The sequence below is a fragment of the Dyadobacter sp. CY345 genome (assembly GCF_021502725.1).
Lineage (GTDB): Bacteria > Bacteroidota > Bacteroidia > Cytophagales > Spirosomataceae > Dyadobacter.
The window spans coordinates 380,658-402,923 of sequence record NZ_JAKFFS010000005.1 but is presented as its reverse complement, the minus strand read 5'-3'; the positions used below and the strand labels follow the sequence as shown (position 1 = coordinate 402,923).

22 protein-coding genes are annotated in these 22,266 nt (G+C 43.1%); 15 read left to right on the top strand and 7 right to left on the bottom strand.

The genetic code is table 11. From position 1 onward, the window contains the following. Positions 1 to 113: 113 nt before the first annotated feature. A complete protein-coding gene (locus L0657_RS22320) occupies positions 114 to 1,028 on the bottom strand; it encodes an LEA type 2 family protein (RefSeq protein ID WP_235152986.1) in 915 nt (304 codons plus the stop codon). Between the two features lie 534 nt (positions 1,029 to 1,562). On the opposite strand from L0657_RS22320, the gene L0657_RS22315 reads away from it, so the two are divergent. Continuing rightward, positions 1,563 to 2,126 carry a DUF892 family protein gene (locus L0657_RS22315; RefSeq protein ID WP_235152985.1) on the top strand — a complete coding sequence of 188 codons (564 nt, stop codon included), beginning with the start codon at positions 1,563 to 1,565 and terminating at the stop codon, positions 2,124 to 2,126. A 109-nt stretch (positions 2,127 to 2,235) separates the two neighbouring features. Here L0657_RS22315 and L0657_RS22310 read toward each other — a convergent pair whose 3' ends face one another. The 3 genes from L0657_RS22310 to L0657_RS22300 form a co-directional block, all read right to left on the bottom strand. Further along, entirely contained in the window at positions 2,236 to 2,493 is a 258-nt protein-coding gene (locus L0657_RS22310; protein WP_235152984.1) for a hypothetical protein, read from the bottom strand. A 154-nt stretch (positions 2,494 to 2,647) separates the two neighbouring features. Continuing rightward, on the bottom strand, positions 2,648 to 3,499 hold the full coding sequence (locus L0657_RS22305; RefSeq protein ID WP_235152983.1) for a ThuA domain-containing protein: 852 nt from the start codon (positions 3,497 to 3,499) through the stop codon (positions 2,648 to 2,650). A gap of 42 nt (positions 3,500 to 3,541) precedes the next feature. Further along, complete coding sequence (locus L0657_RS22300) at positions 3,542 to 4,279, bottom strand: AAA family ATPase (RefSeq protein ID WP_235152982.1); 738 nt, start codon at positions 4,277 to 4,279, stop codon at positions 3,542 to 3,544. Between the two features lie 296 nt (positions 4,280 to 4,575). Between L0657_RS22300 and L0657_RS22295 the strand changes: the two genes are divergently transcribed. The 5 genes from L0657_RS22295 to L0657_RS22275 all read left to right on the top strand — a co-directional run bounded on the left by L0657_RS22295 (position 4,576) and on the right by L0657_RS22275 (position 9,686). Continuing rightward, positions 4,576 to 5,568, top strand: coding sequence for a DNA/RNA non-specific endonuclease (locus L0657_RS22295; RefSeq protein WP_235152981.1), 993 nt, complete (start codon positions 4,576 to 4,578; stop codon positions 5,566 to 5,568). Between the two features lie 29 nt (positions 5,569 to 5,597). After that, positions 5,598 to 6,794: a serine protease gene (locus tag L0657_RS22290; protein WP_235152980.1), complete on the top strand. Its 1,197-nt coding sequence runs from the start codon at positions 5,598 to 5,600 to the stop codon at positions 6,792 to 6,794. A 285-nt stretch (positions 6,795 to 7,079) separates the two neighbouring features. Next, a complete protein-coding gene (locus tag L0657_RS22285; RefSeq protein WP_235152979.1) occupies positions 7,080 to 8,237 on the top strand; it encodes a glycosyltransferase family 1 protein in 1,158 nt (385 codons plus the stop codon). Beyond that, positions 8,138 to 9,475, top strand: coding sequence for an amine oxidase (locus L0657_RS22280; protein WP_235152978.1), 1,338 nt, complete (start codon positions 8,138 to 8,140; stop codon positions 9,473 to 9,475). Before L0657_RS22285 ends, L0657_RS22280 begins: the two co-directional genes overlap by 100 nt. After that, entirely contained in the window at positions 9,438 to 9,686 is a 249-nt protein-coding gene (locus tag L0657_RS22275; RefSeq protein ID WP_235152977.1) for a hypothetical protein, read from the top strand. The genes L0657_RS22280 and L0657_RS22275 overlap by 38 nt, the downstream gene beginning before the upstream one ends. Before the next feature lie 13 nt (positions 9,687 to 9,699). On the opposite strand, the gene L0657_RS22270 is transcribed toward L0657_RS22275, so the two are convergent. Genes L0657_RS22270 through L0657_RS22260 form a run of 3 tightly spaced genes read right to left on the bottom strand, consistent with a single transcriptional unit; the run spans position 9,700 to position 13,414 of the window. Further along, on the bottom strand, positions 9,700 to 10,716 hold the full coding sequence (locus L0657_RS22270) for a glycosyltransferase family 9 protein (protein ID WP_235152976.1): 1,017 nt from the start codon (positions 10,714 to 10,716) through the stop codon (positions 9,700 to 9,702). Continuing rightward, positions 10,713 to 11,699, bottom strand: coding sequence for a glycosyltransferase family 2 protein (locus L0657_RS22265; RefSeq protein ID WP_235152975.1), 987 nt, complete (start codon positions 11,697 to 11,699; stop codon positions 10,713 to 10,715). Before L0657_RS22265 ends, L0657_RS22270 begins: the two co-directional genes overlap by 4 nt. Beyond that, positions 11,699 to 13,414, bottom strand: a complete 1,716-nt coding sequence (locus tag L0657_RS22260) for a carbamoyltransferase C-terminal domain-containing protein (protein WP_235152974.1) — start codon at positions 13,412 to 13,414, stop codon at positions 11,699 to 11,701. The genes L0657_RS22265 and L0657_RS22260 overlap by 1 nt, the downstream gene beginning before the upstream one ends. Positions 13,415 to 13,784: 370 nt before the next feature. On the opposite strand from L0657_RS22260, the gene L0657_RS22255 reads away from it, so the two are divergent. The 9 genes from L0657_RS22255 (at position 13,785) to L0657_RS22215 (ending at position 22,264) form a co-directional block, all read left to right on the top strand. Then, complete coding sequence (locus tag L0657_RS22255) at positions 13,785 to 14,789, top strand: glycosyltransferase family 4 protein (RefSeq protein ID WP_235152973.1); 1,005 nt, start codon at positions 13,785 to 13,787, stop codon at positions 14,787 to 14,789. Continuing rightward, the gene (locus L0657_RS22250) at positions 14,764 to 16,089 is read left to right on the top strand and encodes a glycosyltransferase family 1 protein (RefSeq protein WP_235152972.1); all 1,326 of its coding nucleotides are present in this window, start codon (positions 14,764 to 14,766) and stop codon (positions 16,087 to 16,089) included. The genes L0657_RS22255 and L0657_RS22250 overlap by 26 nt, the downstream gene beginning before the upstream one ends. Next, complete coding sequence (locus L0657_RS22245; protein ID WP_235152971.1) at positions 16,076 to 16,657, top strand: HAD-IIIA family hydrolase; 582 nt, start codon at positions 16,076 to 16,078, stop codon at positions 16,655 to 16,657. Before L0657_RS22250 ends, L0657_RS22245 begins: the two co-directional genes overlap by 14 nt. After that, positions 16,650 to 17,756, top strand: a complete 1,107-nt coding sequence (locus tag L0657_RS22240; protein ID WP_235152970.1) for a glycosyltransferase family 9 protein — start codon at positions 16,650 to 16,652, stop codon at positions 17,754 to 17,756. Before L0657_RS22245 ends, L0657_RS22240 begins: the two co-directional genes overlap by 8 nt. Beyond that, positions 17,753 to 18,163, top strand: a complete 411-nt coding sequence (locus L0657_RS22235; RefSeq protein WP_235152969.1) for a DUF4345 domain-containing protein — start codon at positions 17,753 to 17,755, stop codon at positions 18,161 to 18,163. The genes L0657_RS22240 and L0657_RS22235 overlap by 4 nt, the downstream gene beginning before the upstream one ends. 126 nt (positions 18,164 to 18,289) lie before the next feature. After that, entirely contained in the window at positions 18,290 to 20,110 is a 1,821-nt protein-coding gene (locus tag L0657_RS22230; RefSeq protein WP_235152968.1) for a glycoside hydrolase family 2 protein, read from the top strand. A 270-nt stretch (positions 20,111 to 20,380) separates the two neighbouring features. Further along, positions 20,381 to 20,731: a hypothetical protein gene (locus tag L0657_RS22225; RefSeq protein WP_235152967.1), complete on the top strand. Its 351-nt coding sequence runs from the start codon at positions 20,381 to 20,383 to the stop codon at positions 20,729 to 20,731. Between the two features lie 133 nt (positions 20,732 to 20,864). Next, on the top strand, positions 20,865 to 21,578 hold the full coding sequence (locus L0657_RS22220) for a DUF421 domain-containing protein (RefSeq protein WP_235152966.1): 714 nt from the start codon (positions 20,865 to 20,867) through the stop codon (positions 21,576 to 21,578). Beyond that, a complete protein-coding gene (locus L0657_RS22215) occupies positions 21,578 to 22,264 on the top strand; it encodes a DUF421 domain-containing protein (protein ID WP_235152965.1) in 687 nt (228 codons plus the stop codon). The genes L0657_RS22220 and L0657_RS22215 overlap by 1 nt, the downstream gene beginning before the upstream one ends. The last annotated feature ends 2 nt before the right edge of the window (positions 22,265 to 22,266 follow it).

Genomic DNA, 22,266 nt, shown 5'->3' with positions numbered 1-22,266 from the left:
ATTTTTATTGTTTTAACAGCGGCGTTTTCGACCGCCAGTACTCCAAGTTAAATTATCAGTTTGTAGAGTTTAATCTTGAAAAGTCGCGCACCGGCCAGTATTTATTGAAAACTTCAATCTGCCTTCTTCACAATGTTCATGATTTCATCCAATGTGCCTGTGATTGTCGTAGACATTTTACTTTTACTCAACAGCTTATTTTCGGAATCGAGCTTCCCGTTAAACTTGCAGACGAACTCTGTATCCTTTTTATCTGTCAGCATTTTCCAGCCTGTTTTTAACATATTCCCATCTGTAATCCGGGTATGGATGGAAACGTTCTGACTTCCTTTGGCCGGGATTTTAATGAACTTTTCCAACATTCCGCTGAGGTGTAGCGCATCCTCAACTGCGAATTCAAATTTTCCGTCGATCATTTCCAGGGGAAACATGTTTGGATTAAATACTTCTACTTCAATGTCCATTCCCTTACTTTTCAGAGCAAGCGCATTTAAGTCGACATGTTTTATTTTGATTTTAGGAATGCGAAAAGCAGGTAATTTTTTGTTGACGTTCATTATAAATTTACGTTCACCTGCAATGGGCACGTCCACCTCGAAAGAAGCCCTGACGGAATAATTTGCGCTATCTATTTTATGATCGTCAAAATATTTAAGTACCTGCACCATTGGCTTAGCCAGTATCTCCATCGGGAGCGATATCTGAGAGCTGTCGGAAGAGCGTATTATGATCGGATTTTCATAAGCATCTTCAATTACCTTCACAGAATCTATGTAGATCGTATAATTCAGCTTTTTTGTGTTAATGTCCACAGGTAGTGGATTAAAAAGCGTGATTTTACTTAACAAGTTGATTTTTTCAGCATCAATGTTCGTGATGTTAACAGAAGCAACTCCGATAGTAGGCATCACCCTGTCAACTGCTTTTTCTTTCGCCTTGTCAGAAACGGGCGATTTCCACCACCAGAAGCCAGCTCCGGCCAGAAGAATCAATACAATTAACGCAATTATCCATTTGTTGAGATTCATAATATCGAATGTTAATGCTGGGAAAGCAGCTCGGGCATTTGTAAATTCTTATGCCAGCCGTAGACTATAGCAATCTGACCATCATGCAATGGCCTGTTTGCTTATAATTTCGATTTGCAATGGATTGTAAAAATGAATAATGCTTGGCACAGTTTTTATTCGGTCGCGTCAAATTTTTCCTGTTGGAAACGATGAAGCCCTACTTTAGTGGATACTGAGCTTCCTCGAGCCTGGTATATGAAAATGGGTGACATCCAGCTTCAAAATTATTTGATCGCTGAAAAATAACCACAACAGGCCAGTATAAAAGATTATAGTTCGTTCCCTAATTGAGAACTGATATTTGGACGATTTGGAATGGATCTACCTGTTACCAAAAATGTATTTTTCTATGTTAAAAATTTGAGTAATTCTTTCCCCATGAGATGATTACGATGGACATGTCCATAAAAAGCTAAAATAGTGAGTTTGTTAATTTTTGAATGTGTAGGTAAGTTGGATGCCGTTTCCAATGTTAGCTAAAATATGAACGTCATGCGGCGCATTATTCCTAAAACAAAACAAGCAGTCATGATAAATAGCCAGCCGAAGACTAATGTAAAGAAGAATGCACTTAATCGTGTGTTGATGCAAGGTCTCAAAGACGGCCTTGCTACTGAGCATACCTTGATAACAATTCTTCCCGGTTACGCCAGAGTTTCTGTTTCAGCAGAACTAACCTCTACTTTCGACCTCTATGCGACACAGCTTGAAGAGCATATTGATAAGCTCAGACTGGCATTTAAATCTTTAGGCGAAAGACCGGCACAGGGTTCAACGATAATTAGAAAGATTATCATCGAAGTGATTGCATCCAGAGAAGAAGTTTTATCCATTGATATGAAGCTCATAAGAGTCGCTCGGTGCATTATTAATTTTCAAATAATGGAATACAGCACGCTGGAAAAAATTGCACGTTTAAACGACAGCACATATGTTTCCAGTTTGTTATCATTTATAGTCAAGCAGGAAATTGAGCGGCAAAAAGTATTAGGTCGGCTCGAAGCAGAATTTCAGAATAGGATGCAGAATGACAAGGCCGGACAAACAGTCGGATGAATGTTTATCACGCATATTGAAGTCCTGGCTCAGAGTACATCAAGCGATGGAGTCTTTGAAAAATTTTGTTTGAAACAGATTGATGCTTTCGATCCTTCCATATAGTACGTTATTTTAGATTGCATAGAAGACAATTGGCATTAGCCGATTTCAGTTCGTGCTCGACTGCGCTTGTAACTCTTTTGAGCAATACAATTTTATCATTGTAAACCAACGTGTTTTGAGCAATCATAAATGCACGTTGCTGGTTTCCGTCATTATCATTCCTGATCATTACATCCGGATGAACCGGGCAGGTGAAGGCCGCTTTTGCCTTGAGAATTGACATCCGCGCAACAGTGTCAACGTATTCAGTAAAATTATCCATCTTGATGAAGTTCTAACTAACCTATGAAGTTAGTTTGTTACGCCAAAATATTCGAATTTCTTATGTGATGCTTTGATTAAATTTTGTTGAAAAAATAATTATTTAAATCACAATCATTAAAATGTAGCGGTTATAAACTATCAATCTTAGGACTTTATTTGATTGACCAATAAACGGCATTCTCCAGCAAACTCACAAAATTCTCATTCTTCCAAACGGCTGGATCATGGCCCATTGAAGTATAAAATGTTTTTCCTGATCCGACATTTCGGTACCATGCAACTGGCTGATATTTACCCATACCGAAATTTTTGTCATGAACGAAAAACATGTTGCCGCTTGGAAGAATTTTTTCGCCATCAATAAATGCGACGATCTTTACGCCCTTTGGCTGTGAAAAATAGATATACCATTCGTCGGTTTGCTTCCATGACTCAGGCAGGTGATGGGTAATGATGGAATCTGCATTTTTGTCAATATGCACTTGGGCAGCCTGAAGCTGGGGATTAAGAGGGTGGTGTGAAAAACGGGCACCCACAAGGTTTGTATTCATCCATGGCCAGTCGTCATGCGAAAAATCGCCGGTACCATGTATACCGATTAACGTGCCTCCTGAATCTACAAACTGTTTAACCGCTTTTTGCTGTTCAGCACTCAGGATCCTGCCGGTTGCGTTGTTAATGATGATAACTTTGAAATTCCGTAACTGTTCTGGGTTGAAAACGCCGCCTTCTTCCGTCTCGTAGAGGAACCAATTATTTTTCTCGCTTAGGTTCTGAAAGACATGTTTGGCCGCCTCGATAGATTCCGAATGCCGATAACCTGTGGTTTTAGAAAATAACAGCAACGCCGGTTTGTTCGCAGGAAAACTGATTTCAGGTTGATCTGTTTCGAAGCTTACCGGAAACCCATTTTTAATTTTATAGACAACCAGAGCGCCAGCAGCCGCTGCGATTACCACCAGAGCGATTATGGTGCGTAAGAATATTTTAATATTTTTAGTCATAAGATCTAGTGACTGGATACTTTATATTGATTGATCTCACATTCAGTTTGACCTGTCCAGCAATATGTCTAACATCCGTTTGTAGTCATCCAGAAAACCCTTTGTTATCTGATATTGAGGTGTGTCTTCGTAGGACATTTTCGTTATACCATTTTCGTTTAAATGGTAAATCACCGCATTGGGATACGACAGCAGGATAGGTGAGTGAGTAGCGATTATAAGCTGAGACCGTTTTTGCACGAGCTGATCAATGGCAACCAGCGCAGTCATTTGCCGGCTGGGAGAAAGTGCTGCTTCTGGTTCATCAAAAATATAGAGCCCGCTACCTCGCAGTTTCTGGGTCAGAACGGCAAGAAATGCCTCACCATGCGACTTGCTATGCAGCGGTCCTCCATAACTTTTGAGATAGTCTGGGTCATTCAGCTCCTCCATATATGTAGCAACGTTGTAAAAGCTTTCCGCACGAAGGAAATAGTACTCTTTTGGCAGTTTATAACTTCGGATTAATTTCAGATATTCAAATAATCGTGACGCATTATTGTGCGTATTTGCCTGAATACTTTTTGGTCCTCCTTCAAGGCCGAATCCCAATCCCAGGGCAATGGCTTCAATCAAAGTTGACTTTCCGGATCCGTTTTCCCCTACGACGAAGGTTACGTCCGGATGAAATTGCAAGGAGGACAAACCCTTTATGGCTGGTATGTTGAACGGATACTCGTCGCGGGATGGAATCTCATTACTTAGTAATTGAACCTCTCTCAGATATGGCTTGCTTTCCATTTTATTAAATTCTTTCGAAGATCAGCTTCTGATTTTACAACAGTATATTGTAAGAAATATGTAATGATAATGCCTATTCTCCGGCAAAAAAAACGAAGAGAGAATAGATGAAAAAATTCCTGGCCAAGTGTTAATTATCAGGAATCTATTAAAGAATGCAGTGTGATGATTGATCGTCTTATATTGTATAAATAAAGAAGAATAACCGGATAATAAGTATCCTTAAATTTAACAGTTACGAAACAATAATAAATAATACAATTCATAGCTTTAAGTGGTACTAAAATGATAAAATTATGAACAGCATTAGCCTTATAAATAACGAAGCAACGCTTACAATTCCGTTGACGATTACCATAAAGGTTGGAGTACCGTCACAGTCTGAAGGTCTGGGTGAGAATGTGCAGGATACTTCTGCGTTTGAAGTAACACGTCCGGTCAAATATTATGACGGTTACACAGGCTATTCCCCCAACTTTTTAGATTTTGAGGTGCCTCTGCCTACTTTAAATGATGAACAGCAGAGAAACGCGGCGAAGAATAGCTTCGCCACCGAAGATCAAGATTCCTCGGTTTTGCCTTACACAAATTTTAGCGTAGTTATGAACCGCCGTCGCCAGTTAGCATATTATACTGCGGTCAATATTGATGGAGCCCAGTCAATCCGGCCGACGAGGGGAGGAGATAAGTGGTACCTGGATGCTCGTATTGCAGAATCAGAACAAATTGGAGAAGAATTATATAAACGAAATGCACTGGATCGTGGACATCTTGTCAGAAGGCTGGACCCGGTTTGGGGTGTAAATGCCGCCAGGGCAAATGACGATACATTTCATTTTACCAACTGCTCTCCACAGCATGAACGCTTTAATCAGAATAATGAAACTTGGTTGGGGATAGAAAATTTCATTTTGAATTTTGCAGACCAGAAAAACAGAAAATTAAGTGTTTTTACCGGGCCTGTCCTAAACAGTGATGATCCGTTATATAAAGGGGTAAGGTTACCCTTAGCGTTTTGGAAAATTGTCGTTTTTACCCGGAAAACTGGCGAACCCGGAACCGCAGCATTTGTTCTCGACCAGTCAAAATTGATTGAGACGCTTCCCGGTTTAGAGGCGAAATTTGAACCTGGTGCCTATCGCCTCACACTTGATGAACTTTTTGAATTGACTGACCTTGACTTTTCATATCTGAAGCCCCATGAAAGCCCGTTAACTAATAATCAGCTGGAAACGGTGAATGAGAGCAGGATTCCATTAAAGGAAGACTACTCGAATCTGGTATTGTAATATCGACAATCTGAACAAAATAAAAGACCATGCAATTATCGGCAGAAATTAAGCAGGAAACGGCAGATAGGATAAAGGCTACGCAGGTTGAGCGGGAAAGTACCCGGGAGCACATGTTATCCGGCGATTTAATTAGCATAAATAAACCTGACCGTGTAGAAAAGCGAAAAAACCGATTTTTGGGCTATAAAGATTTCGCGGCGACGTTGGGTCATAAAGTGCTTAACGAATTGACCAGATATTCGGTCAATGAGGCGCCGTTTGAAGCGCAAAAAGCTTTTGAAAGGGCGATAAAGGGAAACGATTCATTGCCAGCCTGCTATTTGTCTGATGGAGCAAGAATACGCCGGACGGTTGGCCGGATACATATCTACCAGCGGGAACGTCGGGTATCCTGGGGTACCGGTTTTCTGGTTGGCCCAGGTCTGTTGTTAACAAATCAGCACGTACTTGATTCTCTCGATACTGCCAGGGTCAGTAGGGTAGAGTTTGATTATGAAGAGGATAATACTGGCAGCATTCCACCAACAGCAGTTTTTAATTTCGAGCCCGACATTTTTTTTATGTCAAGTCCCGCGAAAGACGGATTTGACTATGCTCTTGTAGCTGTGTCTCCCAATGCACGACCGGATAGTTCAAAAGGAAATGTTTTGCTGTCTGACTACGGTTATAATTTGCTTTACGAAGACTTAGGCAAATTATTGAAGGGGGAAGCAATTAATGCGATACACCATCCTGAAGGTCAGCCGCGCCGAATCAGCATACGGGAAAACCGGCTAACGGCAATAGACGCTCCGGCATTAAAAGAAAGTTGGATTCACTATGAAACCGATACTGAGGAAGGCTCCTCCGGTTCTCCGTTGTTCAACGATCAATGGGAAGTTGTGGGAATACAACACGCCGGCGTCGAAGCCAGGAATGCTCAGGGCGAAATTTTGGCAATCGGAGGTATTCCCTGGGAGCGTTCTATGGGAGAAAAAGCTAAACTATGGGATGCGAATGAAGGCCTGCGAATTAGCCGTTTTTTATTTGATGTTCAGCGTCGTGTAAAAGCTGTTCGAGAAAATATGGAAGGCAGGCCTGAAGAAGATATAGTCTCGAATGAAGGTTTCGCCCTTTTTGACCAGATGATTAAGCGTACGAAACCTGCCGGAAATACAAATTTGGAAAATAAACCTTCACAACCCAAACGGCCGGAAAAAGATAAATCGTCGTATCCGGAATAGTTGGATAGTGCGTGCGATAAATATCCGGTTGCAGGTCTAGACTTTATAATTAAAAACTTCAATCAAATATGTCAGCGCCGATAGGACCAAGTAAGTTTAATTCATAAATTCTGAAGCGTATGTAAGCTTTAATAAACAATGCAACTAAAATAAAAGTATTTGTTTCAAATTAGGTTTTTGAGGGAGAGGTCGGACTGAATTTCTAATGTTTCATAGAAACACGAAGGTTCTGGCATAATTCTTATTGATGGGTGTCAGTTTTTTAATTTAATAACCGCCTTCAATATGACTACCAACTCACCAAAAGACCTGTTATGTTTTTCTCACTTAAGGTGGGATTTTGTTTTCCAGCGCCCACAGCATTTGATGACACGGTTCGCTGAAAGAGGAAATGTTTATTTTCTGGAAGAGCCCGTGTTTGATAATCCGGACAAACCCTATATATCATTCGAAAAAAAACAAGCCGGATTATGGGTCTGTTTGCCTCATTTGCCCGATGGATTCAGCGACGATGAAGTTATCAAAATGATGAATATCCTGCTGTTGTCATTTTTTAATGGTCGTGATTGCAGTAATTTCATTTTTTGGTACTACAATCCAATGGCCTATGAATACTCTGGCATGTTTACCCCAGCCATGACGGTCTACGATTGCATGGATGAGCTCGCAGCATTCGATTTTGCCCCTCCGCGGATCAAATATGTGGAGCAAAAACTTCTCCAGAAAGCTGACATTGTTTTCACGGGTGGAGCCAGTCTTTATGAAGCGAAAAAAGAAAGCCACCACAATATTCATGCATTTCCAAGCAGCATAGATAAGGCACATTTTGGAGCCGCAAGGAACCACATAACCTCACCGAAAGACCAGGCTGGTATTACGGGAATAAAACTGGGGTTTTACGGTGTTATCGATGAGCGTTTTGATCAGGAATTGATACGTGAAATTGCAGCGCGTCGCCCAGACTGGCAAATTATTTTGATCGGCCCGGCTGTCAAAATTGACCATTCGAAACTGCCGGCTGCTGATAATATTCACTACCTCGGGGCCAAAAGCTACCAGGAATTGCCAGATTACCTTGCGGGTTGGGACGTGGCGTTGATACCATTCCTGCTCAATGAATCCACCCGTTTTATCAGTCCGACAAAAACACCAGAATATCTGTCTGCCGGCAAACCTGTCGTTTCCAGTGCGATAAGGGATGTTGTTGCGCCTTATGGAAATATGGGATTGGTTAGTATTGGCAGCGATGTCGATTCATTTATACTGGCCATTGAATATGAATTGAAAAATTCAGCAGACAAGCAATGGCTTCGCTCGGTAGACGCGTTTCTTGCTGATAAATCATGGGAACATACGTTTTCTGCCATGCTAAAACTCATGCAGAACACGAGAAAAGAAGCCAGACCGGTCGTTTTGGTAAGCAGTTTAAAAAAAGCCAGTTAACCATGTCAGACCAAACCGCTGGGGAAATACCTATGAAATTTGAGACTTTTTGGATGGCCGGTTTTGAATGCACCGATCAATTTAATGCCAGCGGCAACAGGGTTGATATGCTCCAAATGACCGGCCATCTGGATCTTGTCAGGGAAGATTATGCGCGCATTCGTTCTTTGGGAATACGAACTGTTCGCGAAGGAATCAGGTGGAGCGTGGTTGAATATTTACCTTACCGATACAACTTTGACGCAGTTTTGGATATGATGAATGCCGGGAAGGAATTCGGTGTGCAGCAGATCTGGGACATTTGTCATTTTGGTTATCCCACCGACCTCAGCCCATTCCATCCGCATTTCACTTCCCGCTTTGTCGCGCTTTGCGAGGCATTCGTTAATTTTTACACAACAAATAACCCCGGAAAACTCCTTTACGTCACGCCAATCAACGAAGTTAGTTTTATTTCCTGGCTAGGGGGAGTAGCTGGGATGACGGTTCCATACTGTACAAAAAACGGTTGGGAGTTGAAGTATGAGTTGGTGCAGGCGTACATCGCGGGAATAAAAGCGATGAAGACTATCAGCGGGTTAGTCAGGATCGTTACCACTGAGCCGCTGGTGAATATGGTACCAGGCCTGAATCCGACAGCAGAAGATCTGATTGAAGCTGCCAAGGAAAATGAGCAGCAATATCAAACTGTAGACATGCTCTGCGGTCGCATATGTCCGGAATTGGGTGGGCATGAAGATCTTGTGGATATATTAGGCTTTAATTATTACTATAACAATCAATGGATTATAGGTAGTTACGAGTTTCTGATTTGGACCGATCCGATACCTGACCCTCGGTCGCGTGGTCTGGCTGACTTGCTGGAAGCTGCCTGCCTTAGATATGGAAAGCCGTTTATTTTGTCTGAAACGAGCCATCCGAAAGAGGATCGACCGCTGTGGATTAATATGATCTCGTCAGAATGTGCGAAACTGATTGAAAGGGACTTACCTCTGATGGGTGTGTGCCTGTATCCAATTATTGACCGGCCCGACTGGGATCATCCTGAAATCTGGCATCATTCGGGAATTTGGGATAACGACAATTCAAGTAAATACAGCCGTGTTTTACATCTGGAATCAGCAGCTGCTCTTAAAAATGGTCAGAAATTAATTACTCAAAGTCAGGAAAATAAAGTTGCAGAAATGTTATGCCCAAGTTATGAAAATAGGAGAAAAGCTGTTGAAAAGGTTGAGTAAAAAGTATCGACCAGAGGAAATGATTCATCAGAAATTTGAACGATATGACATTAGTTTTAAAACTGATGAAGAGGGAAATCCCATCCTGCTTTTTATAGGTTTGCGGAGAGAAGATGGCAGGATCAAAGGTGAACGTTTTTCCCGTATTTTGATCAAAGAAAAAGATGGAAGTATCCTCAAAGACCATTGGGATTGTAAGGGCAAAATCTGAAAATATTTGATGCTTATGAATTCTGGCTTAAAACGGTTTGTGAAGCAGGGGTACCAAGCAACTGTTGTGTGAGCATCAGCACGTTCTCAAAATCATGTACTTTTGTCCAGTCAATTGTTTTGTGCAAATCTTTGTTTAATGGTCCCCACCGTTCCGGTTCGCCATCCATACTGATGACGATGCTTGGTGTGCGAACGGCTGATGCAATATGGGAAACGCCTGTACAATTGCTGATTAGCAAATTTGCGGTTTTAATAAGCTGCCCGATCTCTCCAAGGCTGGTCTGTCCGGTAAGGCCAATCGCCGGATGTTCCATCAAGTCGATCACAGCCTTTGTAATTTCAGCCTCTTCATAAGTCCCTGTGACAATTACCTTGAAACCTAAGCCAACACAATAGTCGGCCAGAAGCGCGAAATGTGAAGGCGGCCATTGCCTCCATGATCCACGTGAACCGGGATGAACGCAGACATAATTTCCCCCAAACAGAAACGGGTGTTTGGCATACAATTTTTCTTTCTCTATATTCATAATCGGAAATTCCAGGTCAGTTCCTAGTGTAGGAATTCCGAGATGATCAATTAATTTCAAATGCCTGCTGATTTCCGGAATGACTGTCGGATATTCAATAAATAAATCGTCATTTTCGTAATTACCCTGGGAATGAAAACCAGCCACCGGACCATCATGCAGATCTTTCAGCATAGTATTTACAATAGTCCCGTTTCCCTGCATTTGCAAAACCAGATCAAAATTTTCATCACGCATTTTCCTGACAAATTCTATCCATCCGACCTCATAAAATGGCTGTTCCGGTAATCCGGGAAATCCTGGAAAATGTATGAACCGATCAATATACATTGAGAACCGGCCACAAAATGACGCAGCCCAGGGAAGCCCCAGTAGCGTAATTTCTGCATCGGGATATGCAGCCCGCAGCGATCGAAATGAAGGTACGGAACATAACATATCGCCCAATTGCAGCGCTCTGAAAATGGCGATCTTTCTGGTTGTTTCAGGTAAAAATTTCATAGGAAAAAGACTTTATACTTCCAAGAACCACGGAGCGTCCAATACACAGACAGATAAGGAATAATCACTGAAGTCGCCATCATTTCGAGCCGGTGTGAGAATGAGCGATCCGTGCCACTAAGACGGCGTAATGTGAAAGAGCCGATTAAAGTCGCCCAGCCCAACAAGCTGATTACAAAAACCGATACTTCGCCAAGGAATAAGGCGAAAATAGAAACCATGCTCAGGAAAATAATGAGATAGTAATTCCAAACCGGACTGGCTGAAATTCTTTGTTTGTAAAGCTCAGGATGTTTTTTAAAAAGTAAGGCGTTAAACATACTTTTCTGTTGGTCAGCAATACTGATACCCCAGCTCGCTTCTCTTACAGGATGACAAATAATAGCATCAGAATTATGCATGATTGAAACTCCGCTGCTCAAAAACTTGAACTGCAAATCGGAATCTTCACGCCAGGCAATGGGAAATTCTTCGTCAAAACCATTGACCAAATTAAGGGCCAGTTTGTTGCATGCACAGTTTGCGGTGATAAATTCAGCAGTCTCTAAATTGGCAACATTTTTTTCATAATCTGTTGGAATAGAGCGAACAGGCACATGAACCTTTCCGGTAAAACAAACAGGTGCTTTTTGATCTTGTGTACTATAAATTCGATGATATGCTTCCAGCCAGCCGGGTTCAGGAATACAATCGTCATCCGTAAAAACAATGAGTTTGCCGGCACTCATACGCCAGCCTGCATTCCGCGCGGCAGCCGGGCCAAGTTTTTCGGGTAAACTGTGAAAACGGAATTTTAGTCCATTTACTCCTCTTGTCATTTTCGCTACCAACGCAGCAGTCAGCTCATCAGGTCCGTCTGAGACAACGATTACTTCGAAATTCTGCGCCGGAAATATCTGGTTTTGAAGTGCTTCGAGTAACCGCCGCAGCAATACAACGCGACGGTAAGTTGGAATGACAACACTCAGTTGATACGAACACATCACTTCTGAAGAATAAATGAATTAATAATTAATGCATCGAAAGGAGATGTCCAAAAGCACTCAATGGCGTCGCGCGGAGTGCACACAATCGGTTCGCCACGGGTATTGAATGATGTGTTGACCAGAACCGGAACGCCGGTAAGTGCTTTAAATTCTGTGATCAGTTCATGATATAACGGATGCTGATTTTTATTAATCGTTTGCACCCGCGCTGTGCCGTCAGTATGGCGAACAGCTGGGATAAGGTCGGCTTTTTCATTTCTAACCGGAAATACAAAAAGCATAAACGGAGATAGGCCCGCGTTTTCAAACCATTCCGACACATCTTCTTCCAGCACCACCGGAGCCACAGGACGAAAATCTTCGCGATCCTTGATATCGTTCAGTCTTGCCTGCATATCCGGGTGGATCGGCGATGCAAGGATCGATCTCGCCCCAAGTGAGCGCGGCCCAAATTCCATTCTGCCCTGATACCAGGCAATGATCTTATCCTGAGCTAGTATTTGAGCAGTTTCTTTGGCCACATTGTATAATCTTTTATAGGGCATTTTAGCCCAGATCATAAATCGCTCAATCTCATCATCGGAATACTCAGGCCCCCAATAAACATGTTCCATCGGAGAAGTGTATCGACGGTCTGTATTATTTTTATTTAATTGTAAATCAATCCATTGTGCCGCTCCGAGGGCTGTTCCGGAATCACCCGCCGCAGGCTGCACCCACACATTTTTGAAAGGGCCGCGATCACGAATGACGGCGTTCATGACGCAGTTCAGGGCAACGCCTCCTGCCATACACAGATTCTCGTAATGGGTTTGGTCATACAGCCAGTTAACAAGTTTTAGTACCGTTTCTTCCAAAGCTTTTTGAAGCGAATGTGCGATGTTGAAATGTAGTTCATCAAATGAATCATCTTTCGTCCGGCCAGGTCCCCAAAATTCTGCCGGATCAAAATCATCGATTGTGTATTGGCCGTCGTTTCCAACATGAATCACCGATCGGAAATCTTCCAGGTATATGGGCTTTCCATAGGATGCCAAGGCCATAACCTTGTACTCATCAGACGACTGAAGAAAACCCAGATAAGTCGTTATTTTTTCATACAGCATACCCAACGAATGTGGCATGTTAACGGATCCAATCTGTTTTAGTTCATTGGTATCTCCCATAAAGTAACCCGTTGTAGCCAGTTCTCCACGGCCGTCAAGTGTTAAAACCGCAGCGTGGCTAAATGGAGACGGGAAAAAGGCACTCGCTGCATGTGCAATGTGATGGTTAACAAATTCCCATTTATGCGTAAGATCACCTGAGTTTGAAAGACGTTTTTGCAGATGATGCGGGTATCCGTCCCGAAGCTGTTCCGGTGCTTTTCGTATGTAATTTAGAAAAAGTGTGTCCCAACTGTTACGTGCACCAACCGCGACGGCTGTATCGGATTCTTCAAACAGAGTTTCTTCAAAAATAGTAGAATCTTCCACGCCATCCGGATCGAAAGAATAGGCAATCCGGTCAACGTCTTTCAGGGTTAAACCAGCGGTTTTCAGGCAATAGTCGATTGCATGAAAGGGTAGTTCCCATGTAGAAAACGGGACAGGCCGCTTCCCATGTTTGATATGTGTAAATCTTTCTTCTTCGGCGGCGGCAATAATCTTTCCGTCTTTAACCAAAGCGGCAGCCGTATCGTGAAATGCTGCATTAATTCCAAGGATGTACATAAGCGAGTGTCTGTTTGAATTGCAGGCGTGCAGCAACACAAGTATCATGCCAGTCCCAGATTAAATCCACATGTGGAATTTGTTAAAATGGGATGTGAATGTGATGTCCGTTTACCTATAGTGCCCGGTATTATATCAACTGTCGTGAAGCGTCTTAAATATTTTTTGCCATAAGCAGCGTTGCAAAAGCTGTGGATATTTTTTCCAGTGGTTTTTTATTAACAAAAAAACTACTGATCGCTGATACAGAGACGTTCAGCACCGTTTATTTAAAAAAAACATAAAAGACTGGTAATCAGGAAAGCGTTTCTATGCGAATGGCATATTTCTTTTACAAGGGCGCGTCTGTCCAGCGTAAAATGGTAAAATTATGAATACGATTTTCAACGAAAAACCGAGGCTTAAAATTCTGACCTGGCATGTACATGGAAGTTATCTGTACTATTTGTCACAAGGTGATTATGATATTTTTATTCCTGTCAGAAATGAAAAATCCGAAGGCTATTTTGGACGTGGCGAAACCTTTCCATTCGGTCCGAACGTCATCGAGATAGCTGCATCGGAAGTTCGGAATACTGACTTTGACTGTATACTTTTTCAGTCAGAGAAGAATTACCTGATCGATCAGCATGATATCCTGGCCGACTGGCAAAAGCAGCTTCCGCGTTTGTACGTTGAGCACAATACGCCGGAAAGACATCCCACAAATTCACTTCATGTGATGACTGATCCCGCTGTGACGATGGTACACGTAACCCATTTTAACAAGCTGATGTGGGATAACGGCCCGGTCAGGAATATTCAGGTAATCGAGCATGGCGTTTGTATTCCGCCGGTTTCATATCGGGGAGATATTCCAAGGGGAATTGTTGTGATCAACCACATTGAGCAACGAGGAAGAATTACCGGCTGGGATGTTTTTGACGAAGTAAGAAAACACGTTCCGCTGGATTTGGTCGGTATGGGAACTTTGGAATCAGGCGGGCTGGGAGAGGTACTCAATCCGCAGTTGCCTGAATTTATCAGTCATTATCGTTTTTTCTTCAATCCCATTCGGTATACCAGTTTCGGTCTGGCCGTTTGTGAAGCAATGCTTACCGGTATGCCGGTCGTTGCGCTGGCGACGACCGAATATGTAACGGTGCTTAAAAACGGCGAGTCGGGATTTATTGATACTAATATTTCCAGTCTGATCGAGAACATGAAAAAGCTGATTGAAGATCCTGCACTTGCCAAAATCTTAGGAAAAAATGCCCGGCAGGTTGCTCTTGACAAGTTCGATATTGGCCGGTTTACGAGGGAATGGAAAGATATTATTCAACAAACGGTTCAGGGAAACCTCCACAATTATGAAAAGGAAAATAGCATTCATTAGTGAGCATGCGTCTCCGCTTGCCGTTTTGGGCGGAGTTGATGCAGGAGGGCAAAATGTGTACGTTGCTGAAATTTGCAAGGCACTTTCCAAACAAGGATATGACATTGATATTTTCACAAGAATGGATCGTTGCGATCAGCCTCGGATTGTAAACTGGCTTCCAGATATACGGGTTATACATGTTAAAGCCGGGCCTGCTGAGGAAGTTTCGAAGGAATTGCTGCTGGGATACATGGATGAATTTACCAGCGTAATGCTCCGCTTTATTGCAGAATCCGGCATACATTATGATCTGGTGCATGCCAACTTTTTTATGTCCGGACTGGTGGCGTCGCGAATTAAAATGAAGCTTGGAATTCCTTATGTTATTACTTTTCATGCGTTGGGAAAAATACGGATGATCCATCAGAAAGATAAGGACGCGTTTCCGCCCGAACGCCTTGAAATTGAGCAGATGATTGTCGATGACGCCGATCGTATCATCGCAGAATGTCCGCAGGATCAGCAGGATTTGATCGAACATTATCAGGCCGATCCTGCAAAAATATCGGTGATTTCCTGCGGTTTTAATACCGATGAATTTTATCCCTTAGACAAGGCGGAGGCACGTCGGAAACTCGGGTTATCCGGGGACGAAACCGTGTTGCTGCAATTAGGCAGGATGGTCCCGCGAAAGGGGATTGACAACGTGATCAGATCATTGCAGTACCTGAAAGATATTCCACACCTTCGTTTGCTTGTAGTTGGCGGCTGTTCGGAAATGCCAGATTTTGAAAACGATACCGAACTAATAAGACTTCGGGAAGTCGCTCAGGAAGCCGGCGTTGCTGATTTGGTTGATTTTATTGGCCGGCGCGACCGTGATCAGCTGAAATACTATTACCAGGCGGCCGATTTTTTTATTTCTACACCCTGGTATGAACCGTTTGGTATCACCCCGCTGGAAGCTATGGCCTGCGGTACTCCGGTGATCGGTGCCAATGTGGGGGGAATTAAATATACGGTTCGCCATGGGGAAACAGGTTTTCTCGTTCCGCCGCATGATCCTCAGGCGCTTGCAAGCGCAGTGCGTGAAGGAATTTCATGTCCTGAAAAATATCAGAAGCTTTGTGAAAATGCATTACAATGGGTAAACGAAAATTTTACATGGAAATCAGTGGCCTGTGAAATGAGCGGGCTATATGTTGGCATTTTGAACAGAGGTCATGTGTTACCGCGTTATCTGATGCAATTGAAACGCTCGGAAAAAAGGTCTGCACGACAACGGAGAACTAACGCAAGAACTTATGTCATACCCTGAGAAGTCCCGACAAAAGGCAGTTTTTCTTGACAAAGACGGAACGCTCATCAAAGATGTTCCCTACAATGTCGATCCAAAATTGGTGCTTTTCGAACCTGGTGTATTCGATGGGCTTCGTAAGTTTCGGGATCATGGTTTTAAAATAATCATTATTTCAAACCAGCCGGGAATTTCGCTGGGATATTTTACAAAGAAAGAACTTGCCGAGTTGATCTGCTATTTCGAAAAAAGATTTAATGAAAATGGTATGCTTTTGGCGGGCTTTTATTATTGTCCACACTTGCCGGAAACCAGCGACAAATCATGCAAATGCCGAAAGCCAAAGCCAGAACTCTTTTATACAGCTGCCCGCGACCTGGATATTGACCTAAACGCTTCCTGGATCATCGGGGACATTCTGAACGACGTTGAAGCCGGAAACCGAGCTGGTTGTCGTACCGTTTTGATCGATAATGGAAACGAAACTGAATGGGTAAATGGAATTCACCGGACGCCCGACTTTACTGCGAAAAATTTTTCGGAAGCTGCAAATTTCATTACTTCTCAAACGATCCTAAGTTATGCGTGAAAACAGCGATTACCAGAATGTACTGTGCGTGCGGCCCGACAACATGGGTGACGTGATCATGTCTTCTCCTGCGATACGGGCATTAAAGGAAACTTTTGGAAGTCGCATTACGCTTTTGACATCCGCGGCAGGAGCGGTAATTGTTCCATATCTCGACTGTATCGACGACGTGATAATTGCCGATTTACCCTGGGTTGGGACGGGTGGATTGAGCGATTCCGGTCTGCTGAATCTTACTGAGATAATCAAAGCTGGAAATTTTCATGCAGCCATAATATTTACAGTGTATAGTCAAAATGCGCTGCCAACTGCCATGTTATTATACATGGCCGGAATACCTGTAAGAGTAGCTTATGCCAGAGAAAATCCGTACGATCTGCTCACGCACTGGGTTCCTGACAAGGAGCCTTATGAATGCATTTTACATCAGGTGCAGCGGGATTTAAATCTGGTTGCAAACCTCGGGGCGGGAACCGACGATGATCATTTAATTATCAATATGCAGTTTTCCTGCGAGCATTTGTTTTATCAAAAATTATACGATTTATTGCCAGATGCGCCCGGAACATCCTATTTTGTTTTACATCCCTGCGTTTCGGAAGCCAAGCGGGAGTATCCCGTTTCATATTGGATCGAAGTTGGGAAAATGATCATTCGAGAATACAACATGCCGGTACTTATTTCCGGTTCTGCAAAAGAAATTGCCCTTGCTGAAACCATCACAGAAGGCATAGGAGCGCAAGCAACATGTGTGGCAGGCGCCTTTTCGATTGGAGAATTTATTTGTTTGATCAATCAGGCGCACGGTGTTGTTTCTGTCAATACGGGAACGATACACATTGCCGCTGCCAGACAAACACCGATCGTGGTGCTTTATGCGCAGACCAATCCGCAACATACGCCTTGGAAAAGCGAGCAGTCGATCTTGCCTTTTTCGGTTCCGGAACATCTGCAAAGCCGTAATGCGATCATTTGTCATGTTGCCTCCAAATATTATTCAGAAACCGTTCCTTTCCCGGAGCCAACATTAGTTTTGGATGCTTTAGGCAAGCTGGTTGGGGTAGGATGTAACAATGTGTTTGGAAATTTAGAAGAATGAACGGAATTTCGAGCAAGAAACTTTTACAGGTAATGATGTGCCTGCTGGCACTCGCCCCGCTATTAACTGGCATACTTGGATTATCAGGAATTTACAATCCCATCTATCCCGGATTATCGTATTCAGAAAATGTTTTACTCGACAGCAATCTTCGTTTTTTAAATGGTGTTTCAATTGCGTTGGGAATATCCGTGTTTGCAGTTATTCCAAACATTGAAAAAAAGACTTTTAGTTACCGACTTATTTGGGGAATGATATTTCTGGGCGGATTAAGCAGGTTATTGTCTGTCTGGTCATTGGGCCTGCCGCCATTTCCTATGCCAATTTTCATGGCCATTGAAATTCTTGTACCTATTCCGTTTTTATACTGGCAGAATCAAATCGCGCTGAAAGATCGGGATAAGTAACGCCGTTGGAATAACAATCACTTGATGTCAGAGAACGTGGCATAACTATTTACTTGTGGTCAAATATATTTTCCCGAATACCCATTCACTGGACTTCTGGATCGAAAAATCTGAAAACAAGTAAAAATGCAAAATCATACCAATTACGGTTCGTCTGAAAGTAAGGAAGCGTCGCTGGACGCTGGAATAATTCACGAAGATATTCCCAGGGCTGTTCTCCGGCCAAACGAATATGTTTTGCTGGATGGAGAATGGAAATTTGAGATCGATTCTGATGACCGTGGTATCGTTGAAAGTTGGTATACACAGCATGATTTTACGCAAACAGCTGATTGGCCAGGCAGTGTTGAGCAGCATCTGGCTAAAACGCAGGATGACGGTTCTTCCTGGAAAGATCAGATCGTTGTCTGGTATGAACGGGATTTTGAACTGTCAGAGCATTCGTTGTCAGATGAGGCTAGCGACACAATCCTTCAACTTACTTTTGGCGCTTGCGGCTACCAGACTCAGGTTTGGTTGAATGGTATTCTGCTTTCAACCATTGAAGGGGAAGAAATACACCTTGGGGAATATACCTCTTTCTCTTACGAACTGGAAGCTTTGCAGCCAGTCAACCGGCTCACAGTCAGGATTTGCAGTAGTATGGATGCGGATATCCCACGTGGGAAACAGGAATCACATGTTTACAAACGCGGAGGAATCTGGTATCAGACATTTACCGGCGCTGTCCGTAGCATTTGGCTTGAAAGAGTAGAGCGAAATCGTTTACGGTCAAGGGTAGGTGTTGTCAGTATCATTGAGGATGATCTTGTTCGTTTTACGCTGACGACGCGTATTCACGATCCGGGCGAATACAAAATAAAATTGTCAATTTTTCAGGTCGGTGGTGATGCCGATCCCGTGGCGGAAGATGAATATGACCTGGTGCTGGAAGCAGGACAAAAAGCGCAACGGCTTGTGGTCAACCTGGATGAAGCCTTATATTGGTCCGTAGACTCTCCGAACTTATACCGTTTGGTGGCACAATTGATTGATCACAAGGGATCTGTATCTGAAATTCAAACTAAGTTCGGACTCAGGAAATTCGAAGCAAGGGGTAGTCGGCTTTACCTGAATAATGAACCGATTTATATGGATGGCATTTTATACCAGCCAGGTAATTCGACATATGATCAGATAAAAAAACATCTGGTTGCTATCAAAGAGCTGGGATGTAATTTGGTCAGAATACATATTGCCGGCGTGGACCCGCGGGTATACAAACTTGCTGACAAAATCGGACTTTTGTTGTGGGTTGAAGTTCCGAGTCCGCACCAGTCGACCCGAAAAAGCCGCGAAAACCACCGTGCAGAACTTTTGCGTATGCTTACGCTGATTGGAACTCATCCGTCAGTTGTCATCTGGAGCCTTTATAATGAGGACTGGGGAGCACAGGATATCGCCAGTAATGCCGAAACACGTCAGTATATTATCGATGTGTACCATTTCATGAAAATTGCCTATCCGCAATTCCTTGTCGTAGACAATGATGGCTGGCAGCATATTTCCTGCGAAGGAAGGCTGAAATCGGACCTACTAAGTGCGCATTTGTATACCCCGGAACTTGAACAATGGCAAAGGGTACTTGATGAGCTTACTGCGGGCAACATGCAGACCGTCGCCGCTTTTCCGCTTGTTGTCGGAGATCCGTTTTTTTATAGAAAACAGGTGCCGTTGATCGTAAGTGAATGGGGAGGATTTGGTTTCAGGGACTATGGTGGGCCAAAAGACGACGATGACAGGGCGATTCAAATTGATCTCTTTAAGCAAGAGCTCAGAAAACGGTCTATTGCAGGTGACGTCTACACGCAGGCAACCGATATCGAAGAGGAGCGGAACGGACTGATCGATCCGCAGACAGGTGTTCTTCAGGTGCGGCCGGGTTTGCTGTCTTCGAAGGAAATGTAGCCTTCGGTTTACGGATATGGATATTCAAGGGATGTCGCTGGTCAGTCGTGTATCCCTTGGATAATTGTATTTCAGAACATATTTAATAAACATTACTGCTACCAGGTGGCCGTTGCATATGCGAGCATCAGATCGGCATGATATTTATTGTAAGTGGCCACAATTAGTTAATTTTCTCAGGGTACGGGTTCAATCTGAAACTGCTTGGTTTCTAAAATTTAACTTTCCCACGTATATAAATTAGCGTTCAACATAAATGATGAATCAAATATGAAAAGTCTTGCGGATACTACGGAATTGATAGAAACAACTACCAACTTGCTGATGGGTGGTGAAGAATCGCCCACTGCGGAGGCTGGGATTGCCTTAATTGACCAATGGATAACTCCGCTCTCAGAAAGTGAGAACACTAAACCAGTTGCTCAGGAGCTGCAAAAATTAAAAACGCTGATTCAGGCTGATCCCGCCGATTCTGCAACGGTTTATTCTCAAATGGGAGCAGTAGCTGCCAAAGTACTATTTATCGTTCCGGACATCGGAGCCGAAGGAGAAATGTCCTCACTGCTCTCGGCATTGGCCGCTGCATTGCGCATAGGAAGCACCATTGATGAGAACGAATAAAATCCTCCCGGAGCTTGATTAAATTACTAGCTGCGTACTCTTTATCAAAACAGTATTAAATCCATCTCTTCTAAAAACATCATAATACTGGCATACTTTTAATACCATGCGGCAGCTTTCTTAAATAAATTAAATGAAAAAGGAAGATATTGAACCGTGGGACTGGAATCGTATTCTTTTCGGGGAGGCGCCCATGGAGTTTTTGGTGGAAGTTTTTCTCCGGACGGCTATCATGTACGTCGTTTTACTAGTCATTGTCAGGCTGATGGGCAAAAGAATGGGAGGGCAATTGACGGTTTCTGAGCTGGCTGTGATGGTTACGCTCGGTGCGATTGTTTCCCCTGCTATGCAGATTCCGCAACTCGGTGTACTAATGGGAATTATGATACTGATTTGCGCATTAATTTTTCAGAGAGGGCTCAATTTAGCTGAGTTTAGCAGTCGTAAGTTCGAGCGGCTAAGCCAGGGAACTACCGGTACCCTGGTCAAGAATGGCGTGATTCAGTTAAAGGAAATGTCAAGGTCAAAAATTTCCCGGCAGCAGCTTTTTTCGGCAATCAGAGGAAAAAGTATTTACAACCTGGGTGATGTAGGTCGCGTGTATTTTGAAGCGTGTGGGGTTTTTAGCATTTACAGGAAAGACGAAACTTCTCCCGGATTACAGATATTTCCACCCTCTGATCAGGGAATCAATGGCTATTTACAAGAAATTGTTGAAGGTGCCCATGCATGTACGGTCTGCGGAAACGTGAAATTTAATGAAACTGAGAGTCAGTCTTGCAATAATTGTGAAGCCAACGACTGGGTGGTCGCGACAGTAACTTTAACATCCCAAACTGAAAATTAATGAAATCGGAAGATATTAAAATAAATGATTGGCAAAGGATATTTATCGGAGATGTTCCCATCGATTTTTATCCGGAAGTAATAATTAGAATTGCCATTATATACCTCGTATTGATGGTGTCTATGAGGCTAATGGGCAAAAGAATGGCTTCACAATTGAGCCGTAATGAAATGATCGGCATGGTCTCTCTGGCCGCAGCTATCGGGGTGCCGTTGCAGTCGTCGGATCGGGGAATTCTTGCTATTGTCGTTATTGCTGCAATTGTTATTTCCATTCAGCAACTTGTCGCGCGGCTGTCGTCCCGTAATGAAAAAACCGAAACTTTGACCCAAGGGAATATTACCATGTTAATTGAAGACGGCTGCCTGAAATTACATGAAATGAAAAAGGCAGGCATTACGCGGGAACGTGCTTTTTCTCAACTTCGAGGAGACAGCTTAAACCATCTTGGCGAAGTAAAAAGGCTTTACTTTGAAGCCGCAGGAACATTTACTTTGATCAAAAACGATAACATAGTTCCAGGATTACCAATATTACCAATTTGGGACAAGGAGTATCAGGCAGAGTTAAGTGAAGTTTGCGACGATCTGGTTTGCGAGGAATGTGGGAAAGTTTCCAAAGAAAAACACGAAGGGCGACGATGTGAAAATTGTAATCACAGTAAGTTTATTCAGGCAGTAAAATAATT

What these genes read in the sequence shown, in the direction of transcription:
- L0657_RS22240 (WP_235152970.1), top strand. Translation starts at nt 16,650, where the DNA reads ATGCGTGAAAACAGCGATTACCAGAATGTACTGTGCGTGCGGCCCGAC.
- L0657_RS22250 (WP_235152972.1), top strand. Translation starts at nt 14,764, where the DNA reads ATGAAAAGGAAAATAGCATTCATTAGTGAGCATGCGTCTCCGCTTGCC.
- L0657_RS22315 (WP_235152985.1), top strand. Translation starts at nt 1,563, where the DNA reads ATGCGGCGCATTATTCCTAAAACAAAACAAGCAGTCATGATAAATAGC.
- L0657_RS22320 (WP_235152986.1), bottom strand. Translation starts at nt 1,028, where the DNA reads ATGAATCTCAACAAATGGATAATTGCGTTAATTGTATTGATTCTTCTG.
- L0657_RS22245 (WP_235152971.1), top strand. Translation starts at nt 16,076, where the DNA reads ATGTCATACCCTGAGAAGTCCCGACAAAAGGCAGTTTTTCTTGACAAA.
- L0657_RS22285 (WP_235152979.1), top strand. Translation starts at nt 7,080, where the DNA reads ATGACTACCAACTCACCAAAAGACCTGTTATGTTTTTCTCACTTAAGG.
- L0657_RS22290 (WP_235152980.1), top strand. Translation starts at nt 5,598, where the DNA reads ATGCAATTATCGGCAGAAATTAAGCAGGAAACGGCAGATAGGATAAAG.
- L0657_RS22295 (WP_235152981.1), top strand. Translation starts at nt 4,576, where the DNA reads ATGAACAGCATTAGCCTTATAAATAACGAAGCAACGCTTACAATTCCG.
- L0657_RS22310 (WP_235152984.1), bottom strand. Translation starts at nt 2,493, where the DNA reads ATGGATAATTTTACTGAATACGTTGACACTGTTGCGCGGATGTCAATT.
- L0657_RS22270 (WP_235152976.1), bottom strand. Translation starts at nt 10,716, where the DNA reads ATGAAATTTTTACCTGAAACAACCAGAAAGATCGCCATTTTCAGAGCG.
- L0657_RS22225 (WP_235152967.1), top strand. Translation starts at nt 20,381, where the DNA reads ATGAAAAGTCTTGCGGATACTACGGAATTGATAGAAACAACTACCAAC.
- L0657_RS22215 (WP_235152965.1), top strand. Translation starts at nt 21,578, where the DNA reads ATGAAATCGGAAGATATTAAAATAAATGATTGGCAAAGGATATTTATC.
- L0657_RS22280 (WP_235152978.1), top strand. Translation starts at nt 8,138, where the DNA reads ATGGGAACATACGTTTTCTGCCATGCTAAAACTCATGCAGAACACGAG.
- L0657_RS22230 (WP_235152968.1), top strand. Translation starts at nt 18,290, where the DNA reads ATGCAAAATCATACCAATTACGGTTCGTCTGAAAGTAAGGAAGCGTCG.
- L0657_RS22275 (WP_235152977.1), top strand. Translation starts at nt 9,438, where the DNA reads ATGAAAATAGGAGAAAAGCTGTTGAAAAGGTTGAGTAAAAAGTATCGA.
- L0657_RS22220 (WP_235152966.1), top strand. Translation starts at nt 20,865, where the DNA reads ATGAAAAAGGAAGATATTGAACCGTGGGACTGGAATCGTATTCTTTTC.
- L0657_RS22235 (WP_235152969.1), top strand. Translation starts at nt 17,753, where the DNA reads ATGAACGGAATTTCGAGCAAGAAACTTTTACAGGTAATGATGTGCCTG.
- L0657_RS22265 (WP_235152975.1), bottom strand. Translation starts at nt 11,699, where the DNA reads ATGTGTTCGTATCAACTGAGTGTTGTCATTCCAACTTACCGTCGCGTT.
- L0657_RS22305 (WP_235152983.1), bottom strand. Translation starts at nt 3,499, where the DNA reads ATGACTAAAAATATTAAAATATTCTTACGCACCATAATCGCTCTGGTG.
- L0657_RS22260 (WP_235152974.1), bottom strand. Translation starts at nt 13,414, where the DNA reads ATGTACATCCTTGGAATTAATGCAGCATTTCACGATACGGCTGCCGCT.
- L0657_RS22300 (WP_235152982.1), bottom strand. Translation starts at nt 4,279, where the DNA reads ATGGAAAGCAAGCCATATCTGAGAGAGGTTCAATTACTAAGTAATGAG.
- L0657_RS22255 (WP_235152973.1), top strand. Translation starts at nt 13,785, where the DNA reads ATGAATACGATTTTCAACGAAAAACCGAGGCTTAAAATTCTGACCTGG.